General features: G+C 49.4%; 17 protein-coding genes. 4 read left to right on the forward strand and 13 right to left on the reverse strand.

Going from position 1 to position 19,715, the window contains the following annotated elements; genetic code table 11:
• Window positions 1–74 precede the first annotated feature (74 nt).
• From ACJJIE_RS06820 to ACJJIE_RS06835, 4 genes are all read right to left on the reverse strand, one after another.
• Complete coding sequence (locus ACJJIE_RS06820; RefSeq protein WP_444894048.1) at window positions 75–3,221, reverse strand: efflux RND transporter permease subunit; 3,147 nt, start codon at window positions 3,219–3,221, stop codon at window positions 75–77.
• A 13-nt stretch (window positions 3,222–3,234) separates the two neighbouring features.
• Window positions 3,235–4,476, reverse strand: a complete 1,242-nt coding sequence (locus tag ACJJIE_RS06825; RefSeq protein ID WP_444894049.1) for an efflux RND transporter periplasmic adaptor subunit — start codon at window positions 4,474–4,476, stop codon at window positions 3,235–3,237.
• A gap of 15 nt (window positions 4,477–4,491) precedes the next feature.
• Entirely contained in the window at window positions 4,492–5,862 is a 1,371-nt protein-coding gene (locus tag ACJJIE_RS06830; RefSeq protein WP_444894050.1) for a TolC family protein, read from the reverse strand.
• A gap of 84 nt (window positions 5,863–5,946) precedes the next feature.
• Window positions 5,947–6,339 carry a hypothetical protein gene (locus tag ACJJIE_RS06835; RefSeq protein WP_282933047.1) on the reverse strand — a complete coding sequence of 131 codons (393 nt, stop codon included), beginning with the start codon at window positions 6,337–6,339 and terminating at the stop codon, window positions 5,947–5,949.
• A gap of 222 nt (window positions 6,340–6,561) precedes the next feature.
• Between ACJJIE_RS06835 and ACJJIE_RS06840 the strand changes: the two genes are divergently transcribed.
• The gene (locus ACJJIE_RS06840; RefSeq protein ID WP_444894051.1) at window positions 6,562–7,494 is read left to right on the forward strand and encodes a DUF2092 domain-containing protein; all 933 of its coding nucleotides are present in this window, start codon (window positions 6,562–6,564) and stop codon (window positions 7,492–7,494) included.
• Window positions 7,491–7,979 carry a hypothetical protein gene (locus ACJJIE_RS06845; RefSeq protein ID WP_413662207.1) on the forward strand — a complete coding sequence of 163 codons (489 nt, stop codon included), beginning with the start codon at window positions 7,491–7,493 and terminating at the stop codon, window positions 7,977–7,979. The genes ACJJIE_RS06840 and ACJJIE_RS06845 overlap by 4 nt, the downstream gene beginning before the upstream one ends.
• 39 nt (window positions 7,980–8,018) lie before the next feature.
• Here the strand turns inward: ACJJIE_RS06845 and ACJJIE_RS06850 are convergent, their stop codons facing one another.
• The 3 genes from ACJJIE_RS06850 to ACJJIE_RS06860 are packed head-to-tail and all read right to left on the reverse strand — an operon-like array spanning window position 8,019 to window position 9,042.
• A complete protein-coding gene (locus ACJJIE_RS06850; protein WP_444894052.1) occupies window positions 8,019–8,222 on the reverse strand; it encodes a zf-HC2 domain-containing protein in 204 nt (67 codons plus the stop codon).
• A 2-nt stretch (window positions 8,223–8,224) separates the two neighbouring features.
• Window positions 8,225–8,842: an RNA polymerase factor sigma-70 gene (locus tag ACJJIE_RS06855; protein WP_444894053.1), complete on the reverse strand. Its 618-nt coding sequence runs from the start codon at window positions 8,840–8,842 to the stop codon at window positions 8,225–8,227.
• On the reverse strand, window positions 8,839–9,042 hold the full coding sequence (locus ACJJIE_RS06860; protein WP_444894054.1) for a hypothetical protein: 204 nt from the start codon (window positions 9,040–9,042) through the stop codon (window positions 8,839–8,841). Before ACJJIE_RS06860 ends, ACJJIE_RS06855 begins: the two co-directional genes overlap by 4 nt.
• Window positions 9,043–9,244: 202 nt before the next feature.
• Here ACJJIE_RS06860 and ACJJIE_RS06865 point away from each other — a divergent pair, with 202 nt between their 5' ends.
• Complete coding sequence (locus tag ACJJIE_RS06865) at window positions 9,245–10,291, forward strand: methyltransferase domain-containing protein (protein WP_282933054.1); 1,047 nt, start codon at window positions 9,245–9,247, stop codon at window positions 10,289–10,291.
• Window positions 10,292–10,316: 25 nt separating this feature from the next.
• Here the strand turns inward: ACJJIE_RS06865 and ACJJIE_RS06870 are convergent, their stop codons facing one another.
• Window positions 10,317–11,309: a hydrolase gene (locus tag ACJJIE_RS06870; RefSeq protein WP_444894055.1), complete on the reverse strand. Its 993-nt coding sequence runs from the start codon at window positions 11,307–11,309 to the stop codon at window positions 10,317–10,319.
• Between the two features lie 34 nt (window positions 11,310–11,343).
• Complete coding sequence (locus tag ACJJIE_RS06875) at window positions 11,344–12,597, reverse strand: MFS transporter (RefSeq protein ID WP_444894056.1); 1,254 nt, start codon at window positions 12,595–12,597, stop codon at window positions 11,344–11,346.
• Between the two features lie 76 nt (window positions 12,598–12,673).
• On the opposite strand from ACJJIE_RS06875, the gene ACJJIE_RS06880 reads away from it, so the two are divergent.
• On the forward strand, window positions 12,674–13,921 hold the full coding sequence (locus ACJJIE_RS06880; RefSeq protein WP_444894057.1) for an ArsB/NhaD family transporter: 1,248 nt from the start codon (window positions 12,674–12,676) through the stop codon (window positions 13,919–13,921).
• 8 nt (window positions 13,922–13,929) lie between these two features.
• Here ACJJIE_RS06880 and ACJJIE_RS06885 read toward each other — a convergent pair whose 3' ends face one another.
• From ACJJIE_RS06885 to ACJJIE_RS06900, 4 genes are all read right to left on the reverse strand, one after another.
• Window positions 13,930–14,214, reverse strand: a complete 285-nt coding sequence (locus tag ACJJIE_RS06885; protein WP_444894058.1) for a DUF411 domain-containing protein — start codon at window positions 14,212–14,214, stop codon at window positions 13,930–13,932.
• A gap of 187 nt (window positions 14,215–14,401) precedes the next feature.
• A complete protein-coding gene (gene egtD, locus ACJJIE_RS06890) occupies window positions 14,402–15,370 on the reverse strand; it encodes an L-histidine N(alpha)-methyltransferase (RefSeq protein ID WP_444894059.1) in 969 nt (322 codons plus the stop codon).
• 2 nt (window positions 15,371–15,372) lie between these two features.
• Window positions 15,373–16,677 carry an ergothioneine biosynthesis protein EgtB gene (egtB, locus tag ACJJIE_RS06895; protein WP_282933060.1) on the reverse strand — a complete coding sequence of 435 codons (1,305 nt, stop codon included), beginning with the start codon at window positions 16,675–16,677 and terminating at the stop codon, window positions 15,373–15,375.
• A gap of 362 nt (window positions 16,678–17,039) precedes the next feature.
• Complete coding sequence (locus ACJJIE_RS06900) at window positions 17,040–19,589, reverse strand: TonB-dependent receptor (protein WP_444894060.1); 2,550 nt, start codon at window positions 19,587–19,589, stop codon at window positions 17,040–17,042.
• Window positions 19,590–19,715: the final 126 nt, after the last annotated feature.

The raw sequence follows: 19,715 nt of genomic DNA on the forward strand, positions 1-19,715 counted from the left end.
CTTTTAACAATAAATTTATATTCACTTTGGGAGCACCTACTTCTCCTCAAGGTGAAGTAGGTGCTCACGGAAGCTTAGCTCAGTCTCATATACTCTTTAACAGCTTTTTCCCTGCCATGCACAATCCGATAAAGTAACGGAAGTACAAACAGAGTTAGAAGTGTGGAAGAAATAATCCCCCCAATCACAACCGTGGCCAGGGGCCTTTGTACCTCTGCGCCGGTACCCACATTCAATGCCATAGGCACGAACCCCAAGCTGGCGACCAGAGCGGTCATCAGCACAGGACGAAGACGAATCATTGCTCCGTCAATAATCGAAACCAAAAGCTCACCGCCCTGTTGCCGCAGCTGACGAATAAATGACAGCATTACCAGGCCGTTTAAAACCGCAACACCAGAAAGGGCAATAAACCCAACCCCTGCAGAAATCGATAGAGGCATACCGCGCAGCCATAGAGCTAGCACCCCGCCAGTTAGCGCTAAGGGAACTCCTGTAAAAATGATCAAGGCATCTTTGAATGAGCCGAAAGCCATTACTAGAAGACCGAGGATTACCAAAAGCGTCAGCGGTACAACGATAGAAAGACGAGTACTTGCAGATTCCAGTTGTTCAAATGTACCTCCATATACCAACCAGTAACCGGCAGGCAAAGACACCTGTTGTTGGATTCGGGCTTTTGCCTCCTCCACAAAAGATCCTAAATCGCGATCGCGTACATTCGCGGTTACCACTACACGGCGCTTACCATTTTCACGACTGACTTGATTGGGAGCCGGTGTCATTTCAAGATTGGCTACTTCAGACAAAGGCACATAGCTACCTAGCGGGCTACCAGCGGGTAAAGGAACAGGTAAATCACCAAGATTTTCATAGTCCCGACGCAGCCCTTCCGGCAGCCTTACTACCAATTGGAAGCGGCGGTCACCCTCATAAATCAGCCCTGCAGATTCCCCTCCAATTGCGGTTGATACCAAGTCCTGTAGGGTTTTCAGGTCGATACCATAGCGGGCAAGCGCTATACGCTTGGGGACTACAGAGAGAACTGGCAGACCTTCAACCTGCTCTACTCGAGCATCGGCTACACCCTCAATCCCATTTAACACACCCAGGATTTGATTAGACGAAGCGACCAGCTGGTCCAGGTCATCACCAAATACTTTGATGCCCAGATCTGCACGCACACCAGAAATCAACTCGTTGAAACGCATCTGGATTGGCTGGGTAAATTCGTAGTTATTACCTGGAAGCTCTCGAACGGCTGCTTCGATTTCTGCCACTAATTGCTCTTGAGGCAGTTTTGGATCGGGCCATTGATTTCTGGGTTTCAGGATCACAAAGTTATCAGCCACATTCGGAGGCATTGGATCTGTAGCCACCTCTGGAGTACCAATTTTTGCAAATACCTTGTCTACCTGGGGGAACTCCTTAATGCGCTGCTCTAGTAGACGCTGCATTTCCACCGACTGCTCGAGACCAGTCCCCGGAATACGTAAAGCGTGTAGTGCAATATCGCCCTCATTAAGCTGAGGGATAAACTCAGAACCGAGAGTAGTAGCTAGCCAACTACAAAACAGTACTAAAGCAAGAGCCCCTGATAGTACCAGCCAACGCACTTTCATTGCGGCAATTAAAAGCGGCTTGTACAGTGACTTAGTAGCAACAATCACCTTATTTTCTTTTTCACTGACTTTCCCGGTGAGAAAAACAGCAACCGCTGCTGGTACTACGGTGAGAGACAGAACCAATGCAGCCAATAACGCCATAACCACAGTAGCGGCCATAGGGTGAAACATCTTTCCTTCGACACCAGTCAGTGTGAACAAAGGAATATACACCACCGTGATAATCAACACTCCAAAAAGGCTTGGGCGAATCACTTCATTGGTGGCCAGGAATACCAGCTCCAATCGCTCTTGCAGAGGTAACTTACCGCCCTTGCGCTGTTGGGCTTCGGCGAGCCTGCGAATCGCATTTTCTACGATAATTACAGCCCCATCGACAATCAGACCGAAATCGAGCGCACCGAGACTCATCAGGTTGGCAGAAACACCGGTTTGCACCATACCAAATATAGTGGCGAGCATGGACAGCGGGATTACAGCAGCTGTAATAAAGGCAGCCCGAATATTTCCAAGCAGCAAGAACAGCACGACGACTACCAGCAACGCACCTTCAATAAGGTTTTTCTGTACTGTAGCGATGGCTTTGTCCACGAGCGTCGTGCGATCGTAAACCGCTTCCACCTTTACACCTTCAGGTACAGTGGATTTTACTTGCTCCAAAGCTTCCGCCACATTGCGCGCGACCTCGCGGGAGTTTTCCCCCACCAGCATCATAGCGGTGCCCAATACGGTTTCTTCACCATCTCGCGTAGCAGCACCGGTACGCAGCTCTTTACCAATAGCCACTTCAGCAACATCAGAAATTTTAACCGGCACCCCGGATCGGCTGGTAATTACTACGTCTTCAATTTCTCCGATATTCTGTAGTTGTCCCGGTGAACGCACTAACAGTTGGCGTCCATTATTTTCCAGATAGCCAGCACCTCGACTTTCGTTGTTGCGACGCAAAGCCTCGGCAATATCCTCCATCGATACGCCGAAGTTAAGCATCTGGCGGGGGTCCGGTGTTACGTGATACTGCTTGTTATAGCCACCGATAGTATTTAGTTCCGTAACCCCCTGAACGAGAGACAATTGCGGTTTAATAATCCAATCCTGAATCTCCCGCAGTGCAGTGGCGTCGTAGGGCTGGCCATTGGGCTGGGTTGCTCCGGGCAGAGCCTCCACGGTATACATAAAGATCTCACCGAGCCCGGTGGCAATGGGCCCCATTTCCGGCTCCAACCCCGGGGGCAGATTGCTCTCGATGGTACCCAGACGACTGTTTATTAAGTTTCGCGCAAAATAGAGATCTGTCCCCTCTTTGAAAACCACGGTCACTTGGGATAGCCCGTAGCGCGAAATCGAACGGGTGTACTCCAAGTTGGGAAGTCCGGCAAGTGCCGCCTCTACCGGATAGGTGATTCTCTGTTCAGCTTCTAAAGGCGAGTAACCAGGTGCTTCAGTATTAATCTGCACCTGAACATTGGTGATATCGGGGACCGCATCAATAGGGAGTTTCTGGTAACTCCAAACCCCGAGCCCCACCAGAATAAAAATTAGGGACAACACGAAATAACGCCGCTCAATTGAGAAGCGCAGAATGCTTTCAATCATCTTCTGGTCTCAATTAATGGTGGTGAGCAGCACCGGATTTCTCTATATCCGCTTTGATCAAGTAACTGTTTTCAGTAACGTAGCGGTCTCCAGGGTTGAGTCCACTTAATACCTCTGTAACCCTGCCATCGGTCCGCCCAAGTTCCAGTGGACGAATCTCATAAGCATCCCCTACTTTTACAAACACAACGGTCCAATTGCGGAAGGGTTGTAGCGCTTGATTTTCCACCACTAAAGGCGCGGGACTCTCATGGGTGACCACATCACCCTGAACCATCAGGTCTGTTGTCCAAATGTCCTCTGGGTTTTCAATCATCGCTCGAGCGATTGCGAAAGGTGTGCCATTGCCCCCCGGTGCCAAGCTGACAATTGTCGAGTCAAATGAGAGCCCATCGGCGGTAATAGAAACTTTTTGCCCTCGAGCAATTTGTCCCCGGCGTGTAGGGAATACTTGAAGCTCTGCCCATATTTGCTTGTAGTTCGCAATCGTGAACAGTACCCGATCACCGCTAAACTCCCCTCGACTGGCCTGCTTATCGATAATCTGACCGCTGATAGGCGCTATCAAGGAGTAAGTTTGCAAGCTGTCATTGGACTCAATTGTTGCCAGCTTTTCCCCCTTTTGTATGGAATCACCCAATGCTTTTTCAATTGTCATAATTGTGCCCGGATAGCGGGCGCGAACATGGCTGAGGCTGCGATGATCGATAGCGGTTTTGCCGTAAAGAGTAACGCGCTCTTGAATAACTCCCGGTGCGGCAATCGCAGTTTTAATACCGGCTTTTGCTGCCATATCCTCGGCTATCTTTACACGGCCCTCATAGGATTCAAACTTCCATTCAGCACTACCCCCCTTGTAGGTCAGGGAGAGTTCAATATCGAATGAATGGGGCTCAGGCAAATCTCTATGGCTGCGCCAGTAATCAATACTGTCATCACGGGAAAGAGTTATTCGTTCTGACTCACCCCCAAGTCGAACTAGAGTCAGGCTCAAGTCCGCATTATTCAGTGCTTCTCCATTTTTCTGAACCCACGCGCGAAACTCAGCCTTACCACTTTGCTCTACCAAAGCCAGCTCGACTACTAAGTCTCCGCGCTCCAGAAGTCGCCCGCCATGAGGCCCCTTGGGCTCTTCTTCATGATGCCCTTCGCCATGAGAGCCACTTGCATAACTGAAATTCATCGCCCCCATTGCTGTAGCCAGAAGGGAGAAGAACAACATCGCAAACTTTAATGTTTTATTTGATCTGCTCATTTTCTAAATCCAAATTCATTTGCTGCTATCAGCAGCTACAGCCCCTAAAGGTCGGGCAGTTAATCTCTCAATTTCCGCGCCATATAAATGGACAGATCGCGCCGCAACAATTCGGGAACGCTCAGCATCGAGCAACTCCTCGCGGGCAGAAATTAATTCAACATAGGAATAGCGACCACGGCGGTAAGCCCGGCCTACTTCGGAGAGCCCCTCGCGCAGCATAGGGATTACTGTGTTTTCCATTTCATCGACAGTAGCCAGGGCTTGTTCCCGGCTTGTTACCGCCAGGAAGAGTTGAGGGTAGAGTTTTAGTAGCGCCGCCTCTCTCTCTAACTGAACCTGCTCCAACTCAGCCATCGCAGAAATTTCCCTGCCCCGGTTGCGTCGACCGGTGAAAAGAGGCACGTTAATGCCCGCCACCACCGCATTCTCATCATATTCGCGGTCGATACGGTAACCGGCATACCAACCGATATCCGGCTTCGACTTCGCCTGCGCCAAGTGCAGTTGCGATGTGCGTAATCGCTCTTCCGAAGCAAATCGAGCAATGGCAGGGTTTTCCTGAGCTCTTTCGTACAACACCTCGAAACTCGCACCTGGCTCAAAACGAAACAACACGCTGGAATCAACAGTAAAGTCTTGTGTCGGCTGCCCCCAAAGTGCAGACAATGCGTACTTGTAGTACGTCAGCATTCTCTCCTGCGCCTCAGCAGCCAAAATGGCTTTAGCCAACGCGGATTCTGCCCGCATGCGTTCAGCCACTGGCGAAGCTGCGGCATTCACCCTCGTAGTCACCACTTTCAGCGTTTCTTTGGCCAGTGAAACTTTTTCTGCTTCAAGAGCAAGCAACTCCGCGGCAGCAAGTACCTGGGCATAGGCTCGAACTACCTCGGCCAAGACATCTAACGCAGTCGCCTGCTCATCAGCAATCAAGAGATCCCGTTGGGCATTAACTACATCAATACGAGCTTCACGTTTTCCACCCAACTCAATAACTGACGACAGTGAGGCGGTCAGTTCAAGCTCGGTATACTCATCATCGCCATCATTGTCGTCACTTGGAGGACCCGGGGGGCCTGGAGGCCCGGGAGGGCCATTACCTGATGAGCCATCGTCGTAGGTTGCATACTCAGCTTCAAAGCCAAAATCCCAAGCAGGACGCTGTTTTGCGGTGAACTCAGCACCATCCAAAGCCCATTGCTGGAAAGGAAAAACTGCAATTTGGGGGTTTTGTGCCAGCGTTCTCTGTATTGCCTCTGGCAGTGTTAATAGCTCCCCTTTCTGCGCAAAAACAGTTTGCGCAGATAAACTCAAAGTGGTCGCCAGCAAGAATTTAGCGGCTGCACGACCCACCACGCCCCTAAAGAGCGTGTAATTAAAATCCATGGAATTCTCCCAAGTCACAACTCGATCAGCATGCGTGGGCAAAAGCTACATACTTCTATAGCGGCACACGCTGTATTTAACTAATCAGACTTGGGTTATAGGTGGGCGTAAAAGTGGAGAAAAATAACCTGAGGGCGCAGCTGCACTGATTGTGTCACTGTAACTGATAGTGCCCCGAAGAAGAGGTTGATAAGACTGCCCCAAAAGCCCGGTTGCATTAATTCCGTGACAATGGCAACAGTGATTACAGAAATCCAACGTCGGTGTAGATTGCTCTTCACCGGAGGAAGGCAGCGAGAAAGTGACGGAACCCCCATCAGGCTCGTCAGTAGGAGCTACCCCCGGGAGTTGATCAATATGATTTGAAGAGAAGTGGATGGTGATATCTTCTAGCTCATCATGACTGTCATAGAAGGCGCCAGCTGTCTGGAAAATCAGCAGCGCAATCAATAAAAATGACAGACGAACCACATTCATAGGAGCAGGCTAGTATCAATAATAGACCGACTCTAGCAAACATAACCCAGAGCCTCAATTGAATACGGCAAAAGTTTTGTAAAACAACAGCTTATTGACCAGCAATTCTGGATAGCCAGTCTTGTTTCAATACTCGTTTTTACGCAACGGCAGGCGCGAAGGTTCTCCTCTACACTGATTCAGATGCCACAACTATGGCTATGTATTGGGAGGTACCGGTAAATGCTTGCTTTTCAACCCTTTGGTGGCTTGGCTAGGGCGCTGATTCTTGCAGCGACGGTGGCATTAGCCCCTGCGATTGTCGCTCAAAACCCGACACCACCCCCGCAACCCGATAGCACTGGCTCCCAAGGCCAAACCCCGCCACCAGGGCACCCCACTCAATCGACCGATGACAGCAATCCCCCCCAGCCACCAGGGCAAATGCAGCAAGGCAAACCTCCTCAAGGCCAAATGGGGACCATGGAATCAAACGAGCCCCTAGACCCCAAGGCGATGGCAACCTTGAAACGAATGGGTGACTACCTCGCCAGCCTCAAAATGATGATGTTTAACGCCGATATATTCACTGAGGTCGTTCTGGAAAATCAGGAAAAGCTCCTGATTGGCGGTACCGTCAAATATATGGCAATGCCACCCAAGCAACTGCGTGTAGACCTGAAAACAGATTCTATTACCCGTCAATTTATTCACAATGGCGACAAGTTCACCGTGATTGCTCCCCGCGATGGTTATTTCGCAGAAATGGAAGCACCCCAGCCTACAGCGGAAGTTTTGACCAAAGCCGCCAAGGATTACGGCATTGAGATTCCTTTTGCCGACCTCCTCGAATGGGGAAGGAAGGAAAATGTTTGGTCCGGTATCAAAGAAGGCTTTCTGGTAAACCGGCCTATGGTTGACGGCCAAAAAACCGAGCACTGGGCATTTCGCTCTGAAAACCTGGACTGGGAAATCTGGATCAAGGCTGGTGACAAGCCCCTACCCCTGCGTATTTCAACAGTGAATACCCGCGACCCCGCCAAGCCGCGCTTTATTGCCACCTTGAAATGGATGGAAGCCAAACCTGGTGCCGCCGGGCAATTTACCCCTTCCACCGACAAGCTCAAGCAGATCCAGTTTAAGAAGGCGGAACCCAATAAGGAGGCCACACCATGATGCATCGCAACGGTCAAAAGACGGGTTTCCTTGCACAACTGGTTGTGCCTGCCCTGGTCACGGGGGCACTACTGACTGCATTGGCCAGTCCCTCAGCCGAAGCCTTTGGTCGGTTTGGTGGTGGTGGGGCTCATTTCAATATTGGGGGACATTTTAATGGGATGCGTCCGATGGGTGGAGGCTTCCACGGTGGCTATGCGCCGGGAGAGTTTGCGAGGCGCTTTCCCAATCACCCCCCATTTCACCCCCATCATCCACCCTACCCACCGCCCCCTTGGCGCCCCCACTACTGGCCCTACCCGGGACCAGCATTTTGGGGTACGGCAGCAGCCGTCGGTGTCGGCGGGTGGTTATATACGTTGCCTCGCAGCTGTGTTGCAGTAACTGTTGGTAACGTTACCTATGAGCACTGCGGGTCCTACTGGTATGAACCGCACTTTGTCGGTGGCCATATCGCCTACCGCCCGGTTCGCCCTCCCCGCTAGGAATGCCAATATTGGATAAGTGGCCCCAAGTGCGAAATGCTATTTTTCGGTATCAGCTTTCTCGGGGCCACCCTGGGCATAGGATTTGGTGATATGCCTGAGGGTCTTCATCTGCTTATTGAAATTGCGGCAAGCTCCACAAACCGCCAGATGTAACTTCAAACTCGCCTTCTCGGAAATGAACAGGTCCCGCTCCTGGGACTCAGACATCAGCCTCGTGGCTTCCCGGCAGGTCTTCATCATTGTCACTTCTCCACACCAAACCAGTTATCTTCCAGGCACTCGCGCAAGCGAAGGCGCGCCCTGTGCAATGTGACATTTAAGTTGCTAACGGTAATCTCCATGGCAGCACAGATCTCATGGCTTTCCAGCTCAATAAATTCCCTCATCATAAAGATCTGCGCTTGGCGCGAGGGAAGATGGCTGAGACAGGCCTCGAAGATTCGCCAGAAATGCTTATCGTGAATTGCCGACTCAGGATCAGCCCAGCGTTTGGGCTTTTCATCCTTCTGCCAGTGCCCCATCTGATCAAACAGCTCATCGTGATCATATTCTTCCCTATCCCCACGAACCAATTGATCCGCATCTACGAAGCGCTGTCTCTGTCGCAATATATCGGCAATCTTGTTCTTGAGGATGGCGAAGACCCAGGTCTTCAAAGCCGAGCGACCGGAAAAGCTGCGCGAGTTCTTTAGCGCACCCATCAATGCTTCCTGAACAGCATCCTCAGCCAGCTGTGTATCCTGCAACTGCAAACTGGCAAAACGCAGCATCTGCTGGCGCAAATCCACCAGGAACTGCGAATTCTGTAAAGAATCCTCGGCGGACTCTGTCGAAGCACTGGGAGCTAGGTGATCGCTCAATTACGTTCCCTCATAATATCGAAGCGGAGAGAGTCGATATTAACGAAAATAATGCGATTCTCTACCAACCAATCCCCACTGGCGCCAAAAGGCAATTTTGCGGATTCTGAAATATCCAGTGCATCATGCTGGTATTTTTGTGCCAATTGAGACTTTTCTGCTTTGCCCCACCCCTCGAGCCAGAATAAGTTAAATATCATGCCAGTATAGGGCTTTGTATCAGTTTCGAAAGCAGAAACCTTTGACAGAAGAACTTATAACTCCTCAACTCTTTCGTGATTTCTCTGGTTTTTAGTCGCAAGAACCGCAGACTTGTTACACTTCCTCAGCAAAAATACAAAATGCGCCAATATCAGCGCAACTGCGCCTTTTTGGTTAACCCCCGCAATAGGTAAAGAGCCAATGCACGATTTAGTACAGGACTACTACGGACGCCAACTAAAGAACTCTTCGGACCTGAAGACCAATGCCTGTTGTGACCCCAGCGATATGCCAGAGTGGCTAAAACCATTGCTGTCCAATATTCATCCCGATGTCCTATCCCGCTATTACGGCTGCGGACTTGTCTGCCCTCCACTTTTGGAAGGCTGCCGGGTACTGGATCTTGGCTGTGGCTCAGGCCGGGATATTTACTTGCTCTCCCAGTTGGTAGGCCCAAAAGGTGAAGTAGTAGGTGTCGATATGACGGAAGAGCAGTTGGCTGTGGCCAGGCGGCACCAAGCCCATCACGCCGACAAGTTTGGCTATGACAATGTCCGCTTCCTGCACGGCTACATCGAAAAGCTGGAGGAACTGGAATTAGAGCCTGAAAGCTTTGATGTGATCATTTCCAATTGTGTGGTTAACCTTTCCACAGACAAAGATGCTGTACTCAAAGGCTTGTTCCGGCTGCTGAAACAAGGGGGAGAATTTTACTTCTCCGATGTCTATGCCGACCGTCGCATTCCCCCCGCAATTAGCTCTGACCCCGAGCTGTTTGGCGAGTGTCTTGGGGGCGCACTCTACTGGAATGACTTCCTGGAAATTGCTCAGGGCAGCGGCTTCCGCGATCCACGCCTGGTGGAGAGCCGGCCATTACTTATCACCAACCCAACCCTGGCCCAGCGCTGTGGTTCAATTCGGTTTTTTTCCGCCACTTATCGCTTGTTCAAATTAGCGCAACTGGAAAAAGACTGTGAGGATTACGGCCAAGCAGTGATTTACAAAGGCACACTACCGGGCTCTGCCGATCAATTCGTTCTCGATGGACACCACATTATTGAGACCGGACGAGTATTCCCTGTGTGCGGTAATACTTGGAGAATGCTCGCAGAGACCCGTCTCGCACCCCACTTCGAGTTTATTGGCGATTTTTCGCGGCACTTTGGCCTGTTTCCCGGCTGCGGCAAGGAAATGCCATTTGCCAGCGACACTCCCGAAGCGGATCAGTCGAGTACCCAGTGCTGTTAACCCTGAGCCTGGAAATGGGAGTTCCCTAACGGGCTCCCTTTGGAATCCCAACGACAGCCCCCAAAAAGTAGGGTATTTTTTTCTCCAGCCAATAACTGGGGCTCCATACCGTCCCATCTATAAACCCTACATGCCCCCCTCGATCACTCACCGCCAAATCGACAGCAGAACTGACTTCGCTGGTTACAGGTATCGCTGATGGACAAACAAAAGGATCATCAACGGCGTTGATAATCAAAGTCGGCGTGCGAATATCTTTGAGTAAAGGCTTACTGGATGCCTGGGTGTAATACTCATCCACATCACGAAAACCATGTAACGGCGCAGTGAAAGCATTGTCGAAATGCCTGAAATCGACAAAGTCCCCACTGCAATTGAGATCGGGTAAGGCCGCAGCCAACTGTGGGTCTTTCGCCTTATGAAGCAGGCTCAAACGAAGCCCGCTAATCAGGTGGCGCTCATAAAGGTGGGATATACCAGTGTTGATGTAGCGACTACAGGCATGGAGGTCCATTGGTGCCGAGACAGCAATCCCTGCGGCTACCTGCCCGCAACCACCATCCTCACCTAACATTTTCAGAACAACATTTCCGCCCAATGAGAAGCCAACCAAGGCAATCGTCATTAATGGAAACTGCTTCTTAAGTTCACTAACCAGCCAGCGAGGATCTTCAGTGTCACCGCTGTGATAGGCCCTCGGCAACTTGTTAGGCACACCACCACAACCCCGAAAATGCATTACAGCGACCTGGTAATGGTACGCCAGAAGAGTTTCCATCAGCCCCTGCACATAGGGCGACTCAACCGAACCTCCCAAACCGTGAAGTATCAATACCAGAGGGTAATCGGGATCATTGCGTAGCGGCCTGGGAAAATGCAGGGAAAGACGATCGCCATCAGGCGTCTCGTACCAACGGCAATCTGTCTCAATCCAGGGGGCGGCGCGGTGAAAACGACTGAATACGGTCTGAATATGTCGATTGCTAAGGCCTGGGGCTGGAGAAAAAGAATTAACCATAGATTTCTATCAATAGTCGAAACAACCGGGGCTATCAGTTTCCTGCTGATGGTTTAGGGATTGTTGCCCCTTTCGTTTCTGGGACAAAAATCAGAAAAAATGTACCGGCGATCAGAGCAATAGCTCCCAAAGTAAGGAAAGCAACGCCATAGCCGAAATACTGAACAATATACTCCGCAGAAAAATTACTACATGCCGAACCAATTCCCACCAAGGCGGCCATGGCGCCCTGGGTAACATTGAAACGGCCGGTACCACGTGTCAGGTCTGCACACATTAAGATAATAATGACGCCAAATATACCATTGGCCACACCGTCCAGGGATTGAATTGCTACCAGGAAGTACGGATTGTCCGTAGACATGAACAACAGAGCCCGTACCGGATTGATAAAAAAACCTATCAGAAAGATCAGCTTGCGCCCCCAGGTATCCGCTTTGGCCGCACACATAAAGGACATCAGCATCATCATAAACTGGGCGGCGATAATACAGGCTGACGTAAAGGCAATAGCTATATCAGCGTTCGAGTTAATCGACAGTTTCTGACTCACCAAGGGCAACATCGCTGCGTTGCCAAAGTGGAACAAGAACACGCTGACAGCCAAAGCAACCAGACGCCTGTCAGAGAGGAGTGACTTAAAACCCGACGGTTGCTCCTTGCCCTCTTCATCCTGGTGCTCTCCGCCCCGAGCACGGATATGATCGATTGATTTTCCCGGAATAAAGGCTACCGAGATAGCCATAAGGGCACCCATAACCGCCATCAACCAGAACACCCCCTGCCCGGAAATGGTCAGAGCAAGAATCGCCGCGAGCCCCGCAGCAAAGACATTGCCAGCATGATTGGAGGCCTGGTTGGCACTGGTTTGATAGGTAAAGTTTTTATCGCTGGTAACCCCGAGTGTGATTGCCGCAATAGAGGGAGCCACGAAGGCAATTGCGCCTCCCATCAAAACCTGGGAGAGATAAATCAGTGGCTTGTGGCTGGTAAATTCCACAATAGTGATAGAAACAATACCGATAATGATCCCGCAAGTGGCAATAAGCCCTCTCTTGAAGCGAGTACTATCGATAAATGCGCCAGCAGGTGTCTGCAGCAGTACAGTGGTTACCCCGCCAATTGCCAGGACAACCCCAATATCTCCCGGCTTCCAGTGCATGGCAGAGAGCAGGTAGATCGCCAGATATGGCCCCAACCCCGCAACCACATCTCCAGCAAAGAAATTCGTAAAGAGAAGAGGTTTGTTTAAACTCTTATGAACGGCCTTGTTGGCACTCCGCTGCACTGAATAGAGCCTCAGAAAATAGCAATGCTGAAAACCAGAGTAGCAGTTGGGACTAGCGACACTCGGATAACGATAGATGTCTATCAGCTTAACCGTCTCGGCGATCATCTTTATCCTAATAGCCGCGCGCCAATGGCTACCGTCTGCCGTTCGTATCTGGCACATCATGACCCTTGGCGCAGTAGCACTTTTGGCCTTGAGGCAAATCACACTTAAAGACGCATTCTTTGCTGTAGATTGGGATTTAATCCTCTACTTATTCTCTGTATTTTCGATTGCATCCGCTCTATACGACACAGGGATTTCAGCGCAAATCAGCAAGCGAATACTCTCGCGAAAAAAACCCAATACCATACTGGCAAGCTATGTCCTGATCATGGCCGTCTGCGCCGCCCTTCTCACCAATGATGCTGCAGCAGTGATTGGTGTACCCATCGCTCTATTGATGGCTAGGGATATGAACTGGGGTGTTGTACCCCTACTTATTTTACTTTGCGCCACAGTAACGATCGGAAGCATGATCTCCCCAGTCGGCAACCCACAGAATATCTTGATTGCCAACGCAGGGCGGTTTGACAATATGTTTCTGGTATTTGCCGAGTGGATCTTTATCCCGGCAGCAATCACCATGCTGCTGTCGATTCTTTGGTTAAAAAGGTTTCTTAAAGTTGACGAACCCAGTCACAATGTAGGCATTCAGCCACGAGAGGACAATGAGATAGCACAAAAATGGCCACCTCTATTGTCGGCAGCCCTTCTGGTTATTCTAATAGCATTAGGCAGTGTACTTCATAACGTAGAAGGTATTTACCACCCAACCTTGGGTCAAATAGGCTTGGTCGCCTGCTCACCCATTTATCTGGCGAGTCATGAAAGAAGAAGAATACTGAGAGAAGTAGACTGGCCCACCCTCTTTTTCTTTATTTCCATGTTTATTGTGACCGGCTCACTACTCAAGTCCGGATCACTACAGTTTTTTCTGCACGAAAGCGGGATTAATCTGGCTAAACCTGAAACCGTAACTTTTGCCAGTTTTTTTGCCAGTCAATTGTTTTCCAATGTTCCCGTAGTGGAAATCTACCTGAATCTGCTACATGAACACGACACCCAAACACTTATGATGCTATCAGCCATATCTACAGTTGCTGGTAACCTCTTTATCATCAGCGCAGCCAGCAATGTAATAGTGCTGCAGCAGGCGGAAAAATTTGGTGTGCAACCATTTAACTTCTGGCAATTCTTTTTATTGATGTTGCCGGTAAGTGTTATCAGTGTGGCAGCGAGTTATCTCTATATTATTTGGTACAGCTCGCTACAGACCTAAAAAAGGAGCTAACTCTGGGGCTTCTCGACTCGGACAAAGGGGCGGTAGTCTCCCCCTTCCAGCAGCAAATAAATATTGTAAGGTTCAAACTTTCCATCCACTTCCATCCCTGGGCTGCCAACTGGCATCCCGGGTACTAACAGACCAATTCCATTCTCTGGAGGAGAGGAAATAAATTGCAGGATATGTTTGACCGGAACATGGCCTTCAAAAACATATTTGTTGTGCCACACCGCCGTATGGCAACCCTCCATCCCCCGAGGAACCCCCCATCGCTGCCGAATTTTTGCCATATTCAGCTCAGAACTGGTAGATACAGCAATGTCGTTACCCCGTAGATAATCCACCCACTTGTTACAACAGAAGCAAAGCGGGTGTTTATACACAATAAAACTATCGGCATCCCACTGTTTTTTTTCCTCCGTAACAGCAAAACTTGCTGGTACGACCAATATCACCAGTGAGAGGAGAAGACATTCCCTAGATAGCCTGGGCATAGTGAATAGCATAAGATTCAGAGGAATCAGTCCAGTGGCGAACAGGCTTAAAGCCGCCTTTCATCAACAGGGTATTAAAACTACTCACTTTATATTTATGGCTATTCTCGGTATGAATAGTCTCTCCTTCCAAAAAGACGATTTGTTCCCCAGCGATTGCGACTCTCTGATCCCGAAGGCTAACTAAATGCATTTCTACGCGCTGTCGCAATGGCTGATAGAAGGCGCGATGAGAGAAAGATGACAAATCAAAGTTGCCTCCCAACTCACTGTTAATTCGTTGCAGGAGGTTCTTGTTAAACTGCTCCGTAATATGCTCACTATCGTGATACGCCCTCTCCAGCACAACGGAATCTTTAACTAAATCAGTTCCGATAAGCAGGCCGTCTCCCGCTCTCAAATTCGCCGCAAACGTCTCCAGCAATTGCTCCGCCCTATCCGGCTCAAAGTTTCCAATTGTCGAACCAGGAAAAAACACCACACGTTTTTTTGACTCAATATTTGACAGATTGTCCCATACTTCGGCTTGAGTAAAGTCACCCACTTCCGGCCAGATAGAAATATGAGGTAAGCCTTTTTTAATTCGTTGCCCCGCCAGATAGAGAATCTCCGGGGAAATATCGATGGGATAGTATCCGCTAGGGCTTTTTAAAAGATGCAGTAAGCCCTCTACTTTTTCGCAGTTGCCTGCACCGGGCTCCACCAGTAGTGCCCCTGGGCCAACTTCCTCAGCAATATCCGGTAGATACTGATTGAATATCTTAGCCTCAGTACGGGTTAAATAATAATCGTCTACATCACATATTTTCTCGAATAACTGAGAACCAAGTTCGTCGTATAGGTATTTACACGGTAGTGTTTTCTGATCTCCGGCCAACCCCCGTAACACATCATTGAGAAATTCATGGTCTTGTTGTGAACTTTCCTGCATTGATGATACGGCTGCTTTCACATTTAGTCTCCTGCCAAACGGATACCGGTAAATTGCCACGACTGATGTGGATAAAAGAAGTTGCGGTAACTGATCCGGATATGGTCAGCCGGGGTTGCAAAAGATCCACCGCGAAGAACCTTTTGGTTACACATAAACTTTCCATTGTACTCCCCTACTGCATCCTCCCGGGCTCTGAAGCCCCGATAAGGCAAGTAAGCACTGGAAGTCCACTCCCACAAATCCCCTAAGAACTGCGTTTGTCCTCGCTGCGCCTGCAACGGCCTGAAGTGGCGTTTTTCCAGGAAATTAGCTGATGCCATCTGATTCGGCTGACGTAAATGGCAAGCAGCTGCCTCCCATTCAAATTCGGTAGGCAATCGTTTTCCAGCCCAGGTTGCGAAAGCATCTGCCTCATAAAAAGAAAGATGACAGACAGGCTCAGCTGGATTTAAGGGTAGCAATCCATAGAGGGAGTACTGATGCCAACCATCGCCATTCAGCCGCCAATAGAATGGATGCTTTTGCTGGTTGTTCTGCAAATACAACCAACCATCCGAAAGCCACAGTCGATGCTGTTCATAGCCACCATCCTCTATAAATTCAAGGTACTCGCCATTGGTAACCAGTCGGGAGGCAATAACAAACTCATCGATAAACTGTTGATGCTCAGGTCCTTCATTATCAAAGCAGAAAGCGTCCCCATTACTCCCAATCCCATAGAAGTCCTTGGGTATACTCAACCAGCGTAGCGGTTCCAGTGCCCCGTCTTCATCTTCAGGAAACATATCCCGGTAAGCTGGTGCCATGGGATTAGTTGATAGGGCATGCTTGATATCGGTCAATATCAATTCCTGGTGCTGCTGCTCATGATTCAAGCCCAGCTGGACCAACGCGGCCAAATTTTCAGGAATCGGGTACTCACAGAGCAACCGGTGCATGGAGTCATCGATGAATTTTCGATATTCATAAACCTGGGCACTATCAGGACGTGAAATTAGCCCCCTGTTAGGGCGTGCAAAGGGGGTACCCAAACTGTTGTAGTAAGAGTTGAACAGGTGGTTGAAGTGTGGGTTAAACGTTTGATATCCCCGCAACCGGTTGGCAAGGATAAAGGTCTCAAAGAACCAGCTCGTATGTGCTAAATGCCATTTGGTAGGGCTGGCATCTGGCATAGACTGTAGCTGCATATCCTCCGGGGATAACGGCAACGCGAGGTTCTCTGTCTCTGCACGAACTTTCTGGTAATCACTGAGAAGTTGATGTTGTACTTCCTCTAAAGTTACTTCACCGACGTGTATTGCCATATTAGTAATCAACTGCGACACATTTCTTCTCTATTGAAATCATCATACGCAGTTTTAGGTGTAAACCTAGAGGGTAGCTATTCAACAGAAGGGTATATGCGCCAGTTTATTTTTCTCTTGAAGAATCAATAAAAAAAAGGGCCGGATAAACCGGCCCACTCTCTCGTCATGCTGACAGGAATAACTTAATAAAATAGAGCAAAAATTGTTTTATGTACTATTTCTTTCAAAATTTAGACGCAATTTTCACAATCTAAACGTTTTTTATAGGCTACTGCCGAAATAAGGAGCTCTAAATAATCCCACAATGCCCCAGTGGCCTTTAAATGCCTTCCCAAGGTCGACAACAGCACATCCCTGTGCCGTATTAACCCATGGGTTAATTAAAATCGGACAGTTAAATCCGCACCGTACATTCTCGGCATAAAGCGCCAAGCGGGACTGGCACCAATGGCTGCGCCGGTACCACCATAGCCGCCAGCGATTTCTTCATCCGTCAAATTTTGTATCCAGAGCGCTAAAGAATAACTATCTGAAGGGCTGTTCCAGGCTGCCCGCAGGTTGAATAACTTATAGTCTTCCACGATACGTGTCCGGTCAGTAATCGAACCAATTCGCTCATCTGTCCAGTTATAATCGCCACGGAAAATAAACTCCCCGCCAGATGCAAGGTCCACTGTGTATTCAGCCATTAGGTTGAATTTATTCTCTGGCGTTGATACCCGAGACTGGCCTACTTTCGAGTCCTCTTCAGTCTCACCAATGGCTTCGATGATCTGGTAGTCAGTAAACTCTGTATCCAGGTAGGAGTAATTACCGGCAATAAACAAGCTCTCTGTTACTGCCCACTGTACTTCGATCTCCGCCCCAGTACCCTCTGCATCCGAATTCCGCAGGTTATAACTGGGAATAGGAGTACCCACCAGATCCAGTTCCTGCAAATTGTTGTATTCGTAGGTGTAAATAGAGGTATTCAAGCGTACTCGGTTGTCGAACAGACTGCTCTTAAGACCAACCTCCAGGTTAACGACATCTTCCTGATCGAAAGATGACTCAACCCCGGGACCAAAGTTAAGACTATTGAATCCACCGGCTTTAAAACCATCCGCCAGGGAGACATAGGTCATCACATCGTCGTTCCAGCGGTAATCCAGCACTATACGACCGGAAAGGTCGCTCCAGCTATCACTCAATTTGGAGTCCAAAACCGGCTGGCCATTGTTGAAAAACACAATGCCAAACAACTGGGACCCCAAGTCGACTTCAGGCAGGGTTACAGTGCCGATTACGTTGCCATCTCCGTCAACCAAGCGCACATCTCCGCCGGACAGGGACAGTGGGATACTGTTGCCATAAGCTGTCTGGATGGTGAAATCTTTTTGATCGTAGGTATAACGAGCACCAACAGTCAGGTCCAACTTATCAGTAAGGCTCCAGGTCATGTCACCGTAAATAGCACTGGAACGGTAATCACCTGTGTTGCGAACGCTCTCCCCCCAATGTGCATCCGAGGCTATCCAGGGATTGAAGCCCGCCATCATCTGTCCAACTACATCTTCCGCATAGAGCATATCGGCGGTTATTCCAGTGGCCCCTAACTGAGCGAGTAATGCATCTACCTGGCCTGTTTGCAGCATCAGGTCATAGACAAAGGAAGCGCTGGCAATTCCCTCCAACCCCGCCTGCTGTAGCTGCGCACGGGTGATAACCGCTAAGTCTTCTTGCTCGGTTTGGGTCAGGTCTGGATAGGCAGCCTTTACCCCTTCATAAACGGCAAAGGATTCCACCGATCCGGTAGTGAAATTGGCATAAGTGGTGTGATCCACCTCTTCTTCGGAGTAAGAAGCTCCCAGAGTCCATTTGATAGTATCTGTAGCACCATTGAGTCGGAACTCTTGAGAGAACTGGCTTTGATCATCAGTATTAGCTGATCCAAACATATAGTCCGGGTTGGCGGTACCATCCTCATCTTGCTGCAGATGGGCATCGAACTCACTGTAGGCAGTAATCGAAGTAAAAGTGAAGCTATCGAAGTCTTTGGTAATTGTCAGTGAAGTGCCAAAGGAATCCCGGTCTTCAATAGTCGGGGTATCCAGGGCGTAATCGCCATAAACATCCGTATCACCTTTAAGGCTGGGCACTATCGTTGTTCTCAGTGCGCTGCCTTGATCCATAATTCCATAGTTGGCACGCAATAATACCTCTGTATCCGTCGCCGGTTCCCACAGCAGAGAGGCGCGATAGGTCTGAGTATCCTGGTCCCCCACAGAGAAGCCATTTGCTAAATTATCGGCATATGGATCGCGGCGATTTGTCGACGCTGAAAAGCGCCCATACAGATTGTCACTAATCTGGCGATTTACCAGGAGATCCGATGACTGGCGCCCATAATTACCGGCTGTCAGGTTTAATTCCGTAGAATCATCCGCCTGCGGTTTGGTGGTGATAATGTGAATCGCACCACCGGTGGCATTACGGCCGAATAGCGTACCCTGCGGCCCTTTAAGGACTTCAACCCTCTCAATATCGGTAAGCGGTATCTCAGCACCCGCACTGCGACCGGTATAGACGCCATCTACATAAACTGCCACAGCGGGATCAGAGCCTATAGTCCAATCATTAGTTTGCACGCCGCGAATACTGTACGTTGGTTGCAGGGCGGTATCGTTGTGCATTTCCACGCCCGGCGTATATTTCCCCAAGTCAGTCAGATTTTTGACACCGGCTTCCTTTATATTTTCTCCAGTGAAGGCGGAAATCGCGATAGGTACGTCTTGCAGGTTTTCTGCCCGTTTCTGCGCCGTAACCACAACCTCCTCAATTTCTGCAGCGTGAACGTGAGAGCCAACAGCAGTGAGGAATGCAATGGTTCCAGAAAGAATGGAAAGGTTGAATCTACGGTTTGTTACATCTCTACCAACATCGTGCATCATCGCGTCCTCGCGTTTATTGTTATACAGCCTGATGTTTTCGATTTGTTGTTGTTTTTGTTATTGCACGCCATCTTACGGTTGTGTTTTCGTATTGAAAACCCTGCGATGACTTTTTTCTTGTGACCA

This window comes from Microbulbifer maximicatervae (SeqCode) (genome assembly GCF_052467325.1).

Coding starts and splice junctions, on each gene's coding strand:
- ACJJIE_RS06885 (WP_444894058.1), bottom strand. CDS start 14,214: ATGGCAAAAATTCGGCAGCGATGGGGGGTTCCTCGGGGGATGGAGGGT.
- ACJJIE_RS06830 (WP_444894050.1), bottom strand. CDS start 5,862: ATGGATTTTAATTACACGCTCTTTAGGGGCGTGGTGGGTCGTGCAGCC.
- ACJJIE_RS06825 (WP_444894049.1), bottom strand. CDS start 4,476: ATGAGCAGATCAAATAAAACATTAAAGTTTGCGATGTTGTTCTTCTCC.
- ACJJIE_RS06870 (WP_444894055.1), bottom strand. CDS start 11,309: ATGGTTAATTCTTTTTCTCCAGCCCCAGGCCTTAGCAATCGACATATT.
- ACJJIE_RS06840 (WP_444894051.1), top strand. CDS start 6,562: ATGCTTGCTTTTCAACCCTTTGGTGGCTTGGCTAGGGCGCTGATTCTT.
- ACJJIE_RS06835 (WP_282933047.1), bottom strand. CDS start 6,339: ATGAATGTGGTTCGTCTGTCATTTTTATTGATTGCGCTGCTGATTTTC.
- ACJJIE_RS06880 (WP_444894057.1), top strand. CDS start 12,674: ATGTCTATCAGCTTAACCGTCTCGGCGATCATCTTTATCCTAATAGCC.
- ACJJIE_RS06820 (WP_444894048.1), bottom strand. CDS start 3,221: ATGATTGAAAGCATTCTGCGCTTCTCAATTGAGCGGCGTTATTTCGTG.
- ACJJIE_RS06850 (WP_444894052.1), bottom strand. CDS start 8,222: ATGATGAAGACCTGCCGGGAAGCCACGAGGCTGATGTCTGAGTCCCAG.
- ACJJIE_RS06900 (WP_444894060.1), bottom strand. CDS start 19,589: ATGATGCACGATGTTGGTAGAGATGTAACAAACCGTAGATTCAACCTT.
- ACJJIE_RS06860 (WP_444894054.1), bottom strand. CDS start 9,042: ATGATATTTAACTTATTCTGGCTCGAGGGGTGGGGCAAAGCAGAAAAG.
- ACJJIE_RS06845 (WP_413662207.1), top strand. CDS start 7,491: ATGATGCATCGCAACGGTCAAAAGACGGGTTTCCTTGCACAACTGGTT.
- ACJJIE_RS06865 (WP_282933054.1), top strand. CDS start 9,245: ATGCACGATTTAGTACAGGACTACTACGGACGCCAACTAAAGAACTCT.